Annotated in this window: 15 protein-coding genes; 11 read left to right on the top strand and 4 right to left on the bottom strand. The window is 38.4% G+C overall.

What is annotated here, in order from left to right; genetic code table 11:
• Positions 1-9: 9 nt before the first annotated feature.
• Both EKM78_RS04210 and EKM78_RS04205 read left to right on the top strand, forming a co-directional pair.
• Complete coding sequence (locus EKM78_RS04210; RefSeq protein ID WP_125769698.1) at positions 10-303, top strand: glycine cleavage system H family protein; 294 nt, start codon at positions 10-12, stop codon at positions 301-303.
• A gap of 97 nt (positions 304-400) precedes the next feature.
• Positions 401-1,264: a helix-turn-helix transcriptional regulator gene (locus tag EKM78_RS04205; RefSeq protein ID WP_125769696.1), complete on the top strand. Its 864-nt coding sequence runs from the start codon at positions 401-403 to the stop codon at positions 1,262-1,264.
• A gap of 848 nt (positions 1,265-2,112) precedes the next feature.
• Here EKM78_RS04205 and EKM78_RS04200 read toward each other — a convergent pair.
• The 3 genes from EKM78_RS04200 to EKM78_RS04190 form a co-directional block, all read right to left on the bottom strand.
• Complete coding sequence (locus EKM78_RS04200; protein ID WP_125769694.1) at positions 2,113-2,583, bottom strand: universal stress protein; 471 nt, start codon at positions 2,581-2,583, stop codon at positions 2,113-2,115.
• An 83-nt stretch (positions 2,584-2,666) separates the two neighbouring features.
• Entirely contained in the window at positions 2,667-2,948 is a 282-nt protein-coding gene (locus tag EKM78_RS04195) for a hypothetical protein (protein ID WP_125769692.1), read from the bottom strand.
• A 6-nt stretch (positions 2,949-2,954) separates the two neighbouring features.
• Complete coding sequence (locus EKM78_RS04190; RefSeq protein WP_125769690.1) at positions 2,955-4,241, bottom strand: replication-associated recombination protein A; 1,287 nt, start codon at positions 4,239-4,241, stop codon at positions 2,955-2,957.
• Between the two features lie 57 nt (positions 4,242-4,298).
• Here EKM78_RS04190 and EKM78_RS04185 point away from each other — a divergent pair, with 57 nt between their 5' ends.
• Together EKM78_RS04185 and EKM78_RS12535 are read left to right on the top strand one after the other, a co-directional pair.
• Positions 4,299-4,889, top strand: a complete 591-nt coding sequence (locus EKM78_RS04185; protein ID WP_125769688.1) for a DUF1054 family protein — start codon at positions 4,299-4,301, stop codon at positions 4,887-4,889.
• A gap of 127 nt (positions 4,890-5,016) precedes the next feature.
• Positions 5,017-5,169 carry a hypothetical protein gene (locus EKM78_RS12535; RefSeq protein WP_164507195.1) on the top strand — a complete coding sequence of 51 codons (153 nt, stop codon included), beginning with the start codon at positions 5,017-5,019 and terminating at the stop codon, positions 5,167-5,169.
• 415 nt (positions 5,170-5,584) lie between these two features.
• Here the strand turns inward: EKM78_RS12535 and rpsD are convergent, their stop codons facing one another.
• Entirely contained in the window at positions 5,585-6,193 is a 609-nt protein-coding gene (gene rpsD / locus EKM78_RS04180) for a 30S ribosomal protein S4 (protein ID WP_125769686.1), read from the bottom strand.
• 457 nt (positions 6,194-6,650) lie between these two features.
• Between rpsD and EKM78_RS04175 the strand changes: the two genes are divergently transcribed.
• From EKM78_RS04175 to EKM78_RS04145, 7 genes are all read left to right on the top strand, one after another.
• On the top strand, positions 6,651-8,336 hold the full coding sequence (locus EKM78_RS04175; RefSeq protein ID WP_125769684.1) for a septation ring formation regulator EzrA: 1,686 nt from the start codon (positions 6,651-6,653) through the stop codon (positions 8,334-8,336).
• 76 nt (positions 8,337-8,412) lie between these two features.
• Positions 8,413-9,558 (top strand): cysteine desulfurase family protein, encoded by a 1,146-nt coding sequence (locus EKM78_RS04170; protein ID WP_125769682.1) that lies wholly within the window; start codon positions 8,413-8,415, stop codon positions 9,556-9,558.
• A gap of 9 nt (positions 9,559-9,567) precedes the next feature.
• The gene (gene thiI / locus EKM78_RS04165) at positions 9,568-10,785 is read left to right on the top strand and encodes a tRNA uracil 4-sulfurtransferase ThiI (protein WP_125769679.1); all 1,218 of its coding nucleotides are present in this window, start codon (positions 9,568-9,570) and stop codon (positions 10,783-10,785) included.
• A 319-nt stretch (positions 10,786-11,104) separates the two neighbouring features.
• Entirely contained in the window at positions 11,105-13,753 is a 2,649-nt protein-coding gene (locus tag EKM78_RS04160) for a valine--tRNA ligase (RefSeq protein ID WP_125769677.1), read from the top strand.
• Positions 13,754-13,808: 55 nt separating this feature from the next.
• Positions 13,809-15,077 carry a bifunctional folylpolyglutamate synthase/dihydrofolate synthase gene (locus EKM78_RS04155; RefSeq protein WP_125769675.1) on the top strand — a complete coding sequence of 423 codons (1,269 nt, stop codon included), beginning with the start codon at positions 13,809-13,811 and terminating at the stop codon, positions 15,075-15,077.
• 8 nt (positions 15,078-15,085) lie between these two features.
• Positions 15,086-15,727, top strand: a complete 642-nt coding sequence (gene radC / locus EKM78_RS04150; protein WP_125769673.1) for a RadC family protein — start codon at positions 15,086-15,088, stop codon at positions 15,725-15,727.
• Between the two features lie 92 nt (positions 15,728-15,819).
• On the top strand, positions 15,820-16,821 hold the full coding sequence (locus tag EKM78_RS04145; RefSeq protein WP_125769670.1) for a rod shape-determining protein: 1,002 nt from the start codon (positions 15,820-15,822) through the stop codon (positions 16,819-16,821).
• Positions 16,822-16,857: the final 36 nt, after the last annotated feature.

The raw sequence follows: 16,857 nt of genomic DNA, 5'->3' as shown, positions 1-16,857 counted from the left end.
GGTTATAGGATGGCAAAGAAAGAATATTTATGGGTAAAAGACACAGAAGATAAGAAACGTGTCGGTTTAACTAAAGATGGACAAGAAGCTTTAGGTAAAGTTAAATTTGTTGATTTACCAATTGTGGGCAATCAAATCAATAAAGGTGATTCAACTGGCTCAGTTGAAGCTCAAAAGGCTGTAGTTGAGTTGCAATCGCCTGTATCAGGTAAGATCGTTACAGTTAATGACAAATTAAACGACGATCCAGAATTATTGAATGGATCAGAAGAAGATGCTTGGCTATTCGAGGTTAACAAATAGTTTTAATTTATTCTTTTATTGTTGCTTATTTCTTGCAAGGTTTTTTCGAAACTGTTTAAATTATCTTGAAATTAATAAATGAATGGGGATAGTTTTTATGAAAATCTTGGGTGAAAAGATTCGTCACTACAGAAAATTAAGAGGCATTTCTCAGTCTGAATTGGCTGATGGCATTTGTACTCAAGCAACCGTAAGCTTGATTGAAAAGAAAGATAAGATTCCTAGCATGGAAATCTTGGTTCGTATTTGTGAAAGACTGGGTATCACAATGAACCTCGTAATTGTAAACGACGATAGTCAAATTTATTCAATTATTAGTGAGATCAAGAAGTTGTTTTATCAAGATGACTATGATGCGATCGTAGCTAAGTTGGATAAGTTGAAAGACATCAACATCAACAATAAACAAGAGATTAAATTGATCCACTTCTTCAGCGGTTTAGTTGAATATGAAGTAGAAAAGAATTATGATAAAGCAATTTTTGACTTCAACCGAGCAATGAACGTCAATATTGTCAGTGTCGACATGTATGATATTTTGATCAATATTTACACTGCTAAAGCTTATGTAAACAAGGGTTCAGATGATGAAGCTAAGGTTTACTATGATCAATCTAAAGATTTGATCAAGTCTAGCGTGGAAAAGATCAATGATGAGAATTACCGTGATAGTATTTTGATTTACGCTAACATGGCTCAACTAGCATTAGAACTAGGTGACAATGAGAGTGTGATCGATTATGCTAACGAAGGTATCTACATTGCAAGAAAAGAACAATCATTGTTCAAACTTGATTCAATGTATTGCTACATGGCTGAAGCTGGTACTAAAGATGGTCAAAAGAGCGATGAAGACTATATTAAGGCTTATGTCATTTCTAGCATTAGTGATAACAAGCATGTCTTTGAAAACTTGAAGTCAAAGATCAGTAAAATGAGTTTGAATATTTTTAACAATTAGAAAAACGGTGTTTCTATACTTAGTTGTTTTGTATAGGAACATCGTTTTTTTGTGTATAGATGTAAGAGAGCTATGGCAGACAGTGGCGTTTTTCTTTGTTGAAGTTCTGTTAGTTTGTTTGGTGTTGGGGTGTGGAGGTAGTATTTTGGTTGCTACGTTCAATGCCGACTCCGGGGCCCGGAGATACGTTAAAGGAACGTAAGTGCTAACGCACTTGCGCAACCGGTTATGGTGGTGGCTACGCCACCGAACAACTAAGGTCGGGAACGTGGTGGGCACATTTTGAACCAATCGAGCAAAGTACGCTCGCTTGTTTCAAAACTGCACCTTCATCTAAGCTCCTTCGTCGCCAAGATGAATTTCACAACTGAGGTCTGTATCCCCGGGCCCCTCCGTCTAGATAGAGACATAATCCCCCCTTTGGTTGAGTTTTACCGATTTATTTTCTGCAAATTGGCACTGTTTGCGCGTCCTATTTCTCACATGTCTATCTCAGGCTTTATCTAATCTGGTGGGGAGTAGGAGCTTCCTTTTCTTGTTTGGATATAAACTCTATTTAGATTACTGACTCTTTTCTCGGTTCGCGGGACGTTGCTCCGCTCAATTTGTTTCCTGGCTTACATTGCTATTGCTTTCGTCTTTTCTTGGTTGGTTAGATAAAGTTAAATACTTTTTTCTTCTCTTACGTTCGCTTCTTGCTCGCGTGCTCGTTCCTTGCATTCTTGTCTTGTTTAGCTGGTTTTTTGGATTAAACTTGATTCTTTTGTATTCTGACTTTTTTGTCTGGAAATTTTGTACACAAAAACACCGCTTAATCCATCAAATTAAGCGGTGTTTGTTTTGATTTTTTACTTTGGTTTTCTGATTGATTTGTTGTCAAGATCAGTTCTTACTACTAAGACATCACAGGCTGCTGTACGTGTTACGTATTCTGTTACAGAACCAATTAGTAATCTTTCCATGGCGTTTAGACCTGTGGCACCGATCATGATTAAATCTACGTTTAGTTTCTTTGGAAATTCTGTTGCGATGATGGCTTTTGGTGCACCATATTCGATGCTATAGTCGATGTTTTCTAGGCCGCCTTCTTTGGCAGTTTTGACGTAGCCTTTTACTGTTTCTTTAGCTTTTTCAGTAATTTGTTCAACCATTGTTGAATCAAAACTAGATACGTTTTGAAAGGCTCTTGTATCGATTACGTGTACCAAGTGTACACTGGCATCATTTCTCTTTGCAACTTCGACAGCCTTTTTGAAGGCTAGTTCTGATTCAAATGAACCATCGATAGGAACAAGAATGTTTTTATATTGTTGTAACATAATAATCACCCCATGTTTTTAATATTGAATAGATAATACTTTCCTATATCTTTATTTTAGTTTATTTTTGAAAATAAATACAGTTATCCACGAATATTACCTAAATAAATTGAAAAAGTTGCTGCTGTGATGCTTCCTAATAGTAGTGTGATGAAGTTGGCTTCTTTACTTCCAAAGATCAAGATCAAGACACCGACGACTGAGATGATCACTAAGAGGATCGATGTTAGTTTCATAGCTCCTTGTAAGCGGGAATTTTCAGCTGGAGAATAGATCAAGAATTTTTTGTTTAAATGTGACCAGAGGTTGTAAGCTAATGCTAGTAGAAACAGGATGAATACTACCATCAACAATTGGATAATCATAAAATATTAACTCCGTTTCTTCTTTTTTTTCATTGAATTAATTTGTTTAAGTCTAATCTTGAGAGCTTGTTCGTATTTACCAGTTTCTTTGGGTTGATAATATGATCTATTGACCAAATTGTCTGGCAAGTATTGTTGTTCGATCCAATCATTTGGGTAATCGTGAGGATATTTGTAGCCAACTCCGTGTCCTAACTTGCTGGCTCCTTTGTAATGGGCGTCTTTTAGATCGTCTGGGATCGAGTGGGCTTTGCCGTTTCTGACATCTTCTAAGGCGGCGTCAATTGCCACTATGCCCGTGTCAGATTTTGGACAGAGACAGAGGTCTATCACAGCATCCACCAATGGGATCCTTGCTTCTGGCAACCCGACCATTTGTGCAACTTGGGCTGCTTGGACGGCTCTTGCACAAGCTTGCGGATTTGCTAAGCCGATATCTTCATAGGCACAAACGATCAGCCTTCTGATAGCAGTAGTCAACTCGCCGGCTTCGAGTAATCTGGCTAAATAGAGTAGGGCAGCATCAGGATCACTTCCCCGGATCGATTTTTGAAAAGCTGAGATTACGTCGTAGTGGCTATCGCCATCTTTATCAGACGAGATTGCTTTTTTCTGAACTGATTCTTCAATCGTTTGTAACGAAATATGTATAATGTTTGCATCGTCTGGCTGGGTAGAAAGCACGGATAACTCTAGTCCGTTTAAAATACTGCGTAAATCACCGTTTGTGGAGCTGACTAATAGGTCAAGGGCATTTTCATCTAATTCAACATTATACTTGCCTAAGCCTTTTTCTGAGTCATTTAGAGCACGATTGACCGCTTGCTTGAGGTCATCAGCCTCTAATGGCTTTAATTCAAAGATTTGGACTCGCGAACGGATCGCCGGGCTAATGTTTATGTAGGGATTTTCGGTCGTTGCACCGATCAAAATGATGGAGCCACTTTCCAGTAGTGGTAGTAAAAAGTCTTGCTTTGTTTTATCTAATCGATGTATCTCATCTAACATTAAGACTACTGTTCCGCTCATTTTGGCTTCTTCAGCAACTATTTGTAGATCTTTTTTGCTGTCAGTGGCAGCGTTGAGCATTCGAAAGGCGTATTTGGTACTGCCCGCGATAGCACTGGCGATACTAGTTTTACCAATACCAGGCGGCCCATACAGGATCATGGAGCTGAGCATTTTCGCTTGGACCATTCGCCGAATGATTTTGTTTTTGCCGACTAGGTGTTGTTGTCCCACGATTTCGTCGAGATTAGTCGGTCGCATTCGATATGCTAGTGGTTTTTGCATATTTTCTCCTTTATAATCAATATATAATTACTATTTTACAACAAAGGTCGTATTTATATGTTTAGTCAAAAAGATTTCTTAGTATTTAATGACGATACTTTGACTGGGCGGCTGGATTTGATCAAAGAAAAGATCGATCCTTCATTTGAAAAAATGGGATCGAAACTTTTGGCTGCTTTGGAGGATAAGTATCAAGATAAGTTTTATATGAAAATTGCTAAGCATCAACGTCGGACTAAGAATCCACCGCCTGATACTTGGTTGGCTATTTCTCAGGATAAACGCGGTTATAAGAAAAATCCGCATGTTGAATTGGGATTGTGGCCAGACCGGTATTTTGTTACTTTTAGCTTGCTTGCTGATGCTTATGATCGCTCGGAATATTATCCTTTGTTGGAGGCTATTTCTGACCGAGTCGTTGGTGGTGATTTTGGGGTTTCTAACGATCATACTGCTCCTGAATTGCTTGCTGCTGATCGGTATCCGGATGTTTTGAAGAGATATCGCAATGTTAAGTCTAGCGATTTGGTTATTGGTTTTGATTTGCTGGCTGATAGCGAGTTGGTTGCTGGTGGCGATTTTGATGATGTTTTGTTTGAGCGGTTTATGATGCTTAGTGAGTTTATGGTTGAGTTTAATTTGAGATAGACGTTTGCTGGATTTTTGGCGACGTCTATTTTTTTATAGGTGTGAGAGAGCTATGGCAGACAGAAGCGTTTTATTTTGATGGATTAGTGTTTGTTTGTTTGGTTAGTGGGGGGAGGTAGTATTTTGGTTGCTACGTTCAATGCCGACTCCGGGGCCCGGGGATACAGACGCTGGAACGTGGTGGGCACATTTTGAACCAATCGAGCAAAGGGCGCTCGCTTGTTTCAAAACTGCACCTTCATCTAAGCTCCTTCGTCGCCAAGATGAATTTCACCACTGAGGTCTGTATCCCCGGGCCCCTCCGTCTAGATAGAGACAATATCCGCCCTTTGTGTTGAGTTTTACCGATTTATTTTGTGCAAATTAGCACTGTTTGCTCGGCCTATTTCTCACATGTCTATCTCAGGCTTTATCTATTTTGGTGGGGAATAGGAGCTTCTTTTCCTTGTTAGGATATATTCTCTATTTCGATTTCCGACTTTTTTCTCGGTTCGCGGGACTTTGCTCCGCTCATTTTTCTTCCTGACTTACATTGCTGTTGTGAGCTTTCTTTTCTTTTTTGGTTAGATAAGATCAAATACTTTTTTCTTCTCTTGCTTTCGCTTCTTGCCCACGTACTTGTTCCTCACACTTTTGCATTTGCGGTTAGTTTTTTTTGGACAAAAAAAATCCACCGAAGTGGATTTTTGCAAATATTAAAGAATTTGGTTGTAGTATTCAACGATTAGTGATTCATCAATATTTGGTTCTAATTCGTCACGTTCTGGTAGACGAACTAATGAGCCTGACATTTGGTTTTCGTCGTAGTTAACGAAACCAGGACGGCCAACTACGTTTTCAAGAGCATCTTTAACGATTTGTAAGTCTTTTGACTTTTCTCTTAAGCTGATTACTTGGCCAATTTTTACTTCGTATGAAGGAATGTCAACACGTTTGCCATCAACTGTGATGTGACCGTGGTTAACTAATTGACGTGCTTGTGGACGTGATGATGCAAAGCCTAATCTGTAAACTAGGTTGTCAAGACGTTCTTCAAGAAGAACCATCAAGTTAACACCGTGGATACCGTCAAGTTTACCGGCACGCAAGAACAAGTTACGGAATTGACGTTCGTTTACGTCATACATGAAACGTAGTTTTTGCTTTTCACGTAATTGTGAACCGTATTCTGAGATCTTACGGCGTTGGTTTTGACCATGTTGGCCTGGTGCGTAGTTTCTACGAGCTAATTCTTTACCTGTACCTGAAAGTGATAGGCCTAAACGACGTGATAACTTCCAGCGAGGTCCTGTATATCTAGACATTAATTTGTCCTCCAAAAATTTTGATTGGAGTAAAATAATTTAACAAGAGTTTAGCATTCGTTCAGTTATCGTTACAATTTTCACCTCGTGCAGCCGCAGGTTACTGATTGCACTATATCCAGCCGATAACTGTTGACGAGCTTGCCGCTCTTTGCTGCATATTTTACACAAAGGCTAGTGTACCGTGATTAGGCATTCTTGTCAAAACTTTTTTGGCATATATATGTATATATTTATGACTTTGGTATTATTGACCCTCAATTATTATGCGTTTTTATTATAATTGATTGTTAATTGTTTTTAAATCCCAGATCATAGGGCAATTTCTACTACCATTTCATGCAATTAGTAATATTTTAAATCTTTATTATGAAACCTGCTTAAATCATTTTCACTATAGCTATTTTGGTATAATAACGGAGATAAATGACTCGGTAAAGTAGCTAGGGGTGTAATTTTGTTTGTATTTATTATAGTAGTAATTTTATTAATCCTGGTATTTTTGTGGTATATGTGGTTCCTACAAAAGAGAAATAACAGCGAACTTCAATTATTTGCGGATCAAACTGGAAAGTTAAAAGAAAATATTTTTGAAGATAAAATTAAATCTCTGGAAGAGATGAAACTGACAGGGGCTAGTTTGGAGAGCTTTGGTAAGGGGAAACAAGATTATTCCAAGCTCCAAAATGAGACGGTTCCTAAATTGTTGGCGCAAATCAGCAATGCGATCAATCGTAATTCAAATTTCAATGTTTTTGGGGCGGCTTCTGATTTAAAGAAGATCAAGGTTCAGTCACAAGACGTTGAGAATGAATTTAATGATATCGATGCCGCTTTTTCCAAAATTGTTGAAAGTAATAAGCAAAACGCTTCTACTAGTGAAGTCCTTCATGGTGATTACGAGAAATTACGTAAAGAGATTTTGACGAAATCGTTCAATTATGGTCCAGCAACGGACAAATTAGAATCAGAACTTAATGAGATCGCTGGATTCTTAGATGAAGAGAAGAAATTGACTACACAAGGTGATCATTTGGAAGCCCGTCAATATTTGGATGATGCTAAGGTCAAACTTTCGATGGTCAAAGATCAAGTGCAATTGATCGTGCCACTGTTTAAGAATTTAGATAAAGTTTTCCCCGGACAGATCGAGGAGATCCAATCTGTTTACCAAAAATTAGTTCAGCAGCAATATCGCTTCAGTATTAATGTTGATGAAGAAATCGAATCTGTTAATAAGAATATTGCTAAATCAAATGAAGCCTTAGGAGAATTGAATTTTGATGTGGTTGATCAACTGAACGAAAAGATCAATACTGATATTAATAATTTGTACGATGTTCTAAGCCTAGAGATCAATGCTAAACGACAAGTTTTGAAACAGCAAAAGCCAGTTTTAGATTATTTAAATCATGCAAAATTCCAGCACAATCGCCTGGATGAATATATTCAGACGTTGGAAGAGAATTATATTTTAAATGAACAAGACATGGCTGATTTTAAGGAACATGGTCAGACGCTTAGTCGGATCGTAACTGAATACGATCAAGATGTTCAAAGTATTGCTGACAAGAGCATGGTTTTTTCTAAAGCTGAGTCTGATTTCAAAGAAATCGTGGCTGATCTTGACAAAATTGAGTCACGCGAGAAGACCATCAATGATAACTTGAATCAAATGCTTTCGAGTGAAGAGATTTCGAAGAAGAGCGTTGACAAATATGCTCATCGTATTCAATTACAGAAGAAATCATTAGAACAATTGAATCTACGTGGATTGCCAGAAGATTATTTAGAATATTTCTTCATGGTATCGGATGAGATCAAGAAATTGTACGATGCACTTAATAGCGAACGGATCAATATGGAAGAGATCAGCAAACAAGTGATCGTAACTCAAGAAGATCTCGATAACTTGGTTGAAAAGACCCGTGGTCTGCGAGAAAACGTTGTTTTAGATGAAAAATTGCTTCAATATGCTAATCGTTACGCTGAGCAAGCTGATTTCAAAGAACAACTTGATACTGCTCGCAAGCTATTCGATGAAGAGTTTGAATATGAACAAGCACTCGATGTGATCTCAAAAGCATTAGAATCAAAAGAACCGGGTGCAGTTGACAGAATAAGAGATACAATTAGTGCATGATTTGGTATTTTGTTGTAAATTATAATAGGTAAAAAAATTAAGGCCGCTAAGGCCTTTTTATTTTGGTGGGAAAATTATGATATATTTTGATAATAGTGCAACTACAAAGATTGAGGATTCAGTTTTAAATACTTATAATGTCGCAAGTCAACAATACTTCGGCAATCCATCTAGTTTACATAAACTAGGATTAAAAGCCTATGAGCTCTTGGAAACTTCACGTAAGAATATCGCGAAATTGATGAATTTCAAGCCTCATGAGGTTTTCTTTACTAGTGGTGGTACAGAAGGAAATAATTGGATCATCAAGGGAACAGCTTTTAAGAAGCGGGAATTTGGTAAACACATCATTACTTCAGCTGTTGAACATCCATCGGTGATCAATACGATGACGCAACTAGAACAATTAGGATTTGATGTAACTTATTTACCTGTCGACAAAACGGGTCATGTTCGTGTTGAGGATTTGAAAAATGCCATTAGACCTGATACTATTTTAGTTTCGATCATGGCAGTTAATAATGAAGTAGGTTCCATCCAACCGATCACCCAAATTGGTCGGGTTTTAGATGATTATCCAAGCATTAGTTTTCACGTTGACGGCACTCAAGCCATAGGTAAAGATCTAGACGACCGCTTTATCGATCCAAGAGTCGATTACTTTACTTTTTCTGGCCATAAATTCCACGCACCACGAGGGATCGGCTTTATTTACATGAAATCCGGTAAACAATTGGAACCTTTGATGGCTGGTGGTGGCCAAGAAAAAGGTCAAAGAAGTGGGACCGAAAACACACCGGCAATCGCTGCTATGGCTAGAGCATTACGTTTACTAAAAGATAATGAGAAAGTAAAAGCCCAAGAAATGCTCAAATTAAAGACGATGCTAATTCAGCATTTAGAGAAATTAGATAATGTTCATATTTTTTCAAAATTAGACGATGATTTTGCACCACACATCATTTGTTTTACTCTTGATGGCGTTCGTGGCGAAACGATCGTACACACCTTTGAGGATCGCGATATTTATATCTCGACGACTAGTGCATGTTCTTCCAAGAAAGGGCTCGAATCGAGTACTTTAAAAGCAATGAACACGCAAGAAAATATTGCAACTAGTGCTGTACGAGTTAGCTTAGACGAAAACAATACCGAATCAGAAATGAAAGAATTCATCAAGAATTTGGATGAGATCCACGATCACTTTCAAATTTTAAATTAGGAGAAATTAATGCAATATACAGAAATAATGGTCCGCTACGGCGAACTGTCGACTAAAGGTAAGAATAGAAAGAGTTTTATTGGTCGTTTGCATGGGAACGTGACTAAAGTCTTGAAAGATTTCCCAGACTTAAAGTTGCAACCACATCGCGACCGATTACACATCAAATTAAATGGAACCGATGCTAAGCCAGTTATGGAGAAGTTGAAACGGGTCTTTGGTATTCAAACTTTTTCACTCAGTGTCAAGGTTTCCAAAGATTTTGATGAAGTTAAGGAAAAAGCCATCGAGATGATGCATGAGGCTTATGAACCAGGTGATAGCTTTAAAGTGGCAACTAAGCGTTCTGACCATTCATATCCACTTGATACTAATCAGATCAATTTACAACTTGGGGATGCCATTTGTGAGGAGTTTCCAGATATCAGTGTTGAAATGAAGCGTCCTGATATCAAATTATCAGTTGAAGTACGTCAAGATGGGATTTATTTATCATATTTGACCGTTAAGGGTGCCGGTGGTCTTCCTGTAGGAACAGCTGGTAAAGCTATGTTGATGCTTTCAGGTGGGATCGACTCGCCAGTTGCTGGATATCTAGCTATGAAGCGAGGCGTGGACATTGAGATGGTTCATTTCTTCAGTCCACCTTATACTTCTGAACAAGCTTTGAATAAGGCCAAGGAACTAACTAGCAAGTTGACGGTTTACGGCGGTAACATCAAGTTTATCGAGGTGCCTTTTGCTGAGATCCAAGAAACTATCAAAGCATCAGTTCCAGAAGGCTACTTGATGACGATCCAACGTCGCTTTATGCTTCGTTTGACTGATATGCTGCGAGAAAAAGAGGGCGGTCTAGCTATTTTTAATGGTGAGGCTGTTGGCCAAGTGGCTTCTCAAACTTTGGAAAGTATGGCTGCAATCAATGATGTCACAACAACGCCGATCTTGCGTCCGGTGGCGACGATGGATAAGACGGAGATCATTAAATTGGCTGAGGATATTGATACGTTCAATTTGTCGATTCAACCTTTCGAAGATTGTTGTACAGTCTTTGCACCGCCAGCACCGAAAACGAGACCTTCGATCGAAAAGACGCGTGAGTTTGAAAAAGTCCTCGATATCGATGGTTTGATCAAGCGTGCATTAGATGGTGTCAAGATCGTGACTATCGAGCATGGTGATCATTTTATGGAAAAAGATCAAGACGAAATTAACGATTTACTATAAAAGTGTTTGACGATTTACAATATTTGTTTTAATATCAATTCAACAGCAAAGAGCAGGAGTGTTAATGGACTTCGATTTCAGAGAGAGTAGGGTATCTGTGAACTACTCAATCGAATACATTAACTGTTACCTGTGAGCTATCTATATGGTCGGGCCATCCGTTATCTGTGAGTGAAGGGTATTGATACCCTTAATTTAGGTGGCACCGCGAGCATTCGTCCTATCCAGGGACGGATGCTTTTTTATTTTATTTTTTTGATAGCTGGCAATGAGATGTCAGATGTTTGTTACTGGATTTTTAAATAGTATGGAGGAAATTATGAGACAAATCGATATGGATACTAAATATAATCCAACCGAAGTTGAAAAAGGTCGTTATCAAACTTGGTTGGATGAAGGAGTTTTCACTCCTTCTGGCGATAAGAAGGCTAAACCTTATTCTATTGTTATCCCACCTCCAAATGTTACTGGTAAGTTGCATTTGGGACACGCATGGGATACTACTATCCAAGATACTTTGATCAGATATAAGCGTATGCAAGGCTTTGATACTTTGTATTTACCAGGAATGGATCACGCTGGTATCGCTACACAAGCAAAAGTTGAAGCAAAGCTTCGTGAACAAGGTATTTCTCGTTACGATCTAGGTCGTGAAAAGTTCGTTCAAGAAGTTTGGAAGTGGAAAGATGAATTTGCTGGTATTATTAAATCTCAATGGGGCAAACTAGGGCTTTCTCTTGATTATTCTCGTGAAAGATTTACCCTTGATGAAGGTCTTTCTAAAGCCGTCCGCAAAGTCTTCGTTAACCTATATAATGAAGGCCTGATCTACCGTGGTGAATACATCATCAACTGGGATCCAAAATTGCAAACTGCCTTGTCTGATATCGAAGTAAATCACCAAGATGATAAGGGTGCTTTTTATCACGTTAAGTATCCATATGCTGATGGTTCTGGTTATATCGAAATCGCAACAACTCGTCCAGAAACGATGTTTGGTGATATTGCTATCGCCGTTAATCCTGATGACGATCGCTACAAAGACCTGGTTGGTAAAGAAGTCATCGTTCCATTGGTTGATCGTAAAGTTCCAATCATCACCGATCACTACGTTGATAAAGAATTTGGTACTGGTATGGTTAAGATCACACCAGCCCACGATCCTAATGACTTCTTAGTTGGTAATCGTCATGATCTTAAACGGATCAATACGATGAATCCTGATGGTACGATGAATGAAAATGCTGGCAAATATAATGGCATGGATCGTTTTGAAGCTAGAAAAGCTATCGTTAAGGATCTGGAAGATCAAGACTATATGTTAAACGTTGAGCCGATCACTCACAGCGTTGGTCATTCAGAACGTTCTGGTGCTCAAGTAGAACCTCGTCTTTCAACACAATGGTTCGTTAAGATGAAACCATTAGCTGAGTTAGCCTTGAAGAATCAAAAAGGCGACGACAAAGTTAATTTCGTCCCTGAAAGATTTGAACATACATTCATTCAATGGATGGATAACGTCCACGACTGGGTAATTTCACGTCAATTATGGTGGGGCCACCAAATCCCAGCTTGGTACAACAAGCAAACTGGTGAAATGTACGTTGGTGAACAAGCACCTAAGGACATTGAGAACTGGGATCAAGAGCAAGATGTTTTGGATACTTGGTTCTCAAGTGCCTTATGGCCATTTTCAACTATGGGTTGGCCCGATGAAAACAGTGCCGATTATAAGCGTTATTTCCCAACTGATACTTTGGTAACAGGTTATGACATCATTTTCTTCTGGGTCTCAAGAATGATTTTCCAAAGTTTGAAGTTTACCGATAGACGCCCATTCGAACACGTTGTTATTCATGGCCTTATTCGTGATGAACAAGGTCGCAAGATGAGTAAGTCACTCGGTAATGGTATCGACCCGATGGATGTTATTGATAAATATGGTGCTGATGCATTGCGTTGGTTCTTGATGGTCGGTTCAACTCCTGGACAAGATACAAGATTCAGTTACGACAAAATGGATTCGGCTTGGAACTTTATCAATAAGATCTGGAATGCAAGTCGTTTCGTTATTATGAACTTAGATGACGATACTCCAGCTATGGATGATCTATCTAAGGTCGAACAATACGACTTGACCGATAAGTGGATCTTAGCTAAATTAAATTCAACCGTAAATGAAGTAACTCGCTTACTAGATAAATTTGAATTTGGTGAAGCCGGCAGAAATCTCTACAACTTTATTTGGAATGATTTTTGTGACTGGTATATTGAAATGAGTAAGGCTACCTTGACTGGCGAAGATGAACAAGCTAAAGCTCAAAAGAGAATGATCTTGACTTATGTTCTTGACCAAACTTTGAGATTGATGCATCCGATCATGCCATTCGTTACTGAAAAAATCTGGTTGTCGATGCCACACAATGGCAAGTCGATCTCATTGGCAAAATATCCTGAAAATCATGATGAGTTCAAGAATGATGATGCCGTTGAGCAAATGGAAGTTATGATCGATTTGATCAAGTCAGTTAGAAAGATCCGCTTGGAAGCTAATGCTCCATTATCAAATGCTATTGATATTTTCATTAAGCCTCAAAATGAAACTGTCAAACAAACTCTCTTGAACAATCAAGAATACATCGATCGTTTTGCTCATCCAAAGGAATTGAAAATCGCTACAGACATGAAGGCCCCTGAATTAGCTATGACAGGTGTTACTAATGCCACTGAAGTATACATTCCATTAGCAGAATTGATCGACCTTGATGAAGAGATCAAACGTCAAGAAGAAGAAATGGCAAAAATGGATTCCGAGATCGACCGGATCAATAAGAAGCTTTCCAACGAGAACTTTGTCAAGAAAGCCCCAGAAAAGGTCGTTGCTGAACAAAAGACTAAATTGGCTGATTATCAATCACGTCAAGATAAAATTAGTCAACGTATTGAACAGCTTAAGAAAAATAAGTAATTAAAAATCAAAACATCTAGCCGAGCTGACTAGATGTTTTTTTTAAGGACATATTATGATCAAAACTTATCAAGAAGCTTTAAACTATATTCACGGATTGCCTCGGATGCACAAGCGCAATGATTTAACGGATATCAAAAATGCTCTTAAACGGTTAGGTGATCCTCAAAATTCATATAAGACTGTTCATGTTACTGGGACAAACGGTAAGGGCTCGACAGTCAATTATTTGGCTAACTTGTTAGAACAAACTGATCAACGCGTGGGGATGTTCACTTCTCCTTATGTATTGAGGTTCAACGAACGGATCCAAATAAATCATCAGATGATCAGTGACGAACAAATCGTGGAACTAGTCAATTTGATACTTGAAAAAACTTCAGGGATCGAATTGATCGAGTTTGAGTTCGTCACTATTATGGGGTTCCTATACTTCCGTGATCGCGTTGACATCGCGATTATTGAAGTCGGTATCGGGGCGGAGCACGATAAGACAAACGTCATCACCCCAGAACTTTCCATTATCACCTCGATCGGGCTGGATCATGAGAAAATTATTGGACCAACGATCCAAGATATCGCTCGTGAAAAAGCTGGCATCATTAAGCCAAAAGTCCCCATCGTTTGCGGAAAATTATCAGATGATGTGAGAAGCATTGTTTATGAACGCGCTAACAATCAAGCTAGTCCTTTATATGAATTAGATAAAGATTTTTTTGTAGAAAAATTTAAAATAAAAGAATTCAAAAATCGATTTACTTATTCAGAAAAATTAGTTACAATTCAAGCTATTCAAGTCTTTGGATTTGAACAAACAAATTCACAAAATGCTGCGATTGCAATTAAGGCATTTCTTATTTTGCAAGGGCAGGCCAAAAGTCAGTCATATATCCGGTTGATCCAAGAATCAATTGACAATAATCGACTGTTAGGAAGAGAACAGATTGTTCAAAACGACCCATTAGTACTCATGGATGGGGCGCATAATTTGGCTGCTATTGACAATTTAATAAATTCTTTAAATGCAAATTGGCCCAAAAAAGATATAATTATCTTATATACAGGGATGAAAGACAAGGATAGAGCCGATATCTTGACTTTATTAGCTTCAAAAGTTTCAACAGTATACGTGTCGAATCTCTCATTATCCCGAGCTGCTAAAGAGAACGATTATGATTTAGAAGGCTTTGATAATATTGAATTTGTTAGTGACTATCATCAGAAAATCAACCAAGTGATCAAGACAATGACGTCAGATCAGATATTTTTGATCACGGGATCATTTTATTTGGTTTCCGAGTTAGAAAACAAATTTAAATCGTAATTTATTACATGATGATAAATATACGAGAAAAACTTCAAAAGCATGGTACAACAGCATTAACAACTCAAGAACTGATCGCGGTCATATTAGGCAAAGGTACTAAGGGCTGTGATGTAACGAAGCTATCAGCCAACGTTTTGATCGGTTCTGATAATCTGAGAAAATTAAGTTTGGATACATTATTACAACAAAAGGGTGTAGGCACCGCTCAAGCCTGCAAACTAATGGCAGCTATTGAATTAGGTGCTAGAAAAATCGAGCGCGATACGATCCCCAAAGAACAAATTTCAATGTTGAAATTGGGGAAATATCTCATTAAAAAAATCGGAAATTCACCACAGGAAAAATTAATAGCAGTTTATTTGGATAATGGATTCCATGTCATTGAGGAACGAACGATCTTCATGGGTACGATCGATTCTGCAACGGTTCATCCACGCGATATTTTGCGGGTTGGCTTGCAGCTATCTGCGCCTCAGTTGATCATTTCTCATAACCATCCTGGAGGCAGCTTAGTAGCCTCTCCGGAAGATCGGAGATTCTCAGCTCGTCTCAAAGAATGTTGCGAATTGGTTGGAATAAATTTTGTTGATCATATTATTGTTACTTCGCATGAATTCTTGAGTTTTAAAGCTCAAGATTTAATTTGATGTTCAATAGCTCAGTTGCTTTAAATTGGCCCGTTATATGATATAATTTTGTTTAGTGTAAATGTGGTGTGCAATTAAAGGAGAATAAAAAATTGTTTGGTATAGGATCAAAAAAAGTTGGTATTGACTTAGGTACAGCAAATACACTTGTTTTCGTTGAAAGCAAGGGTATCGTTTTAAATGAACCATCAGTAGTTGCAAAGAATAACAATACTGGTGAGATCGTAGCAGTTGGCTCTGATGCGAGAGAAATGATTGGACGTACACCCGGCAGTATATCTGCGATTCGTCCAATGCGTGATGGTGTGATCGCTGATTACGACACAACAGCCGCAATGATGAAATACTTCATTGAGAAGACTACTGGAAATTCTAAACCTAGCGTCATGGTTTGTGTGCCAAGTGGTGTTACTGAAGTTGAAAAGCGTGCTGTTATTGAAGCTACTCAACATGCCGGAGCAAAAGAAGCATACGTAATTGAAGAACCATTCGCTGCTGCAATTGGTGCGGGACTTCCAGTTATGGATCCAACAGGTAATATGGTTGTTGATATTGGTGGTGGTACTACTGATGTTGCAACTATCTCACTTGGTGGTATTGTTTCTTCACGCTCTATTAGAGTCGCTGGAGATAAGTTTGATGAGTCAATTTCAGCATATATCAAAACAAACTTTAATTTGCAAATTGGTGAAAGAACTTCAGAAGAAGTTAAAATGCAAGTTGGTTCCGCTTCTATCGAGAAGTCAAAAGAACTTGAATCAATGCAAATTCGTGGTCGTGATCTAGTTACAGGCTTGCCTAAGACTATTACTTTAGAGGGCGAAGATGTAGCAACTGCCATTCATGAAGATGTTCAAGAGATCATTGAAACTATCAAAGAAACTCTTGAAGAGACATCACCAGAAATTGCTGCTGATGTGATCGATCATGGTATCGTCCTTACTGGTGGTGGTGCACTATTGCATCATTTACCAGAGGTTATCTCTGAAGCAACTGGGGTGCCTGTATTTATTGCGCAAGACCCACTAGATTGTGTAGCCATCGGTACTGGAGAATCACTTAAGAATATCGATGTAATGCGTCGTCAAAAATAAGCGGGGATGCCCCGCTTTTTTATTTGTTTTTTGTTT

The sequence above is a fragment of the Companilactobacillus furfuricola genome (assembly GCF_003946325.1).
GTDB lineage: Bacteria > Bacillota > Bacilli > Lactobacillales > Lactobacillaceae > Companilactobacillus > Companilactobacillus furfuricola.
The sequence above is the reverse complement of the archived record's forward strand: the minus strand, read 5'-3'. Positions and strand labels throughout refer to the sequence as shown.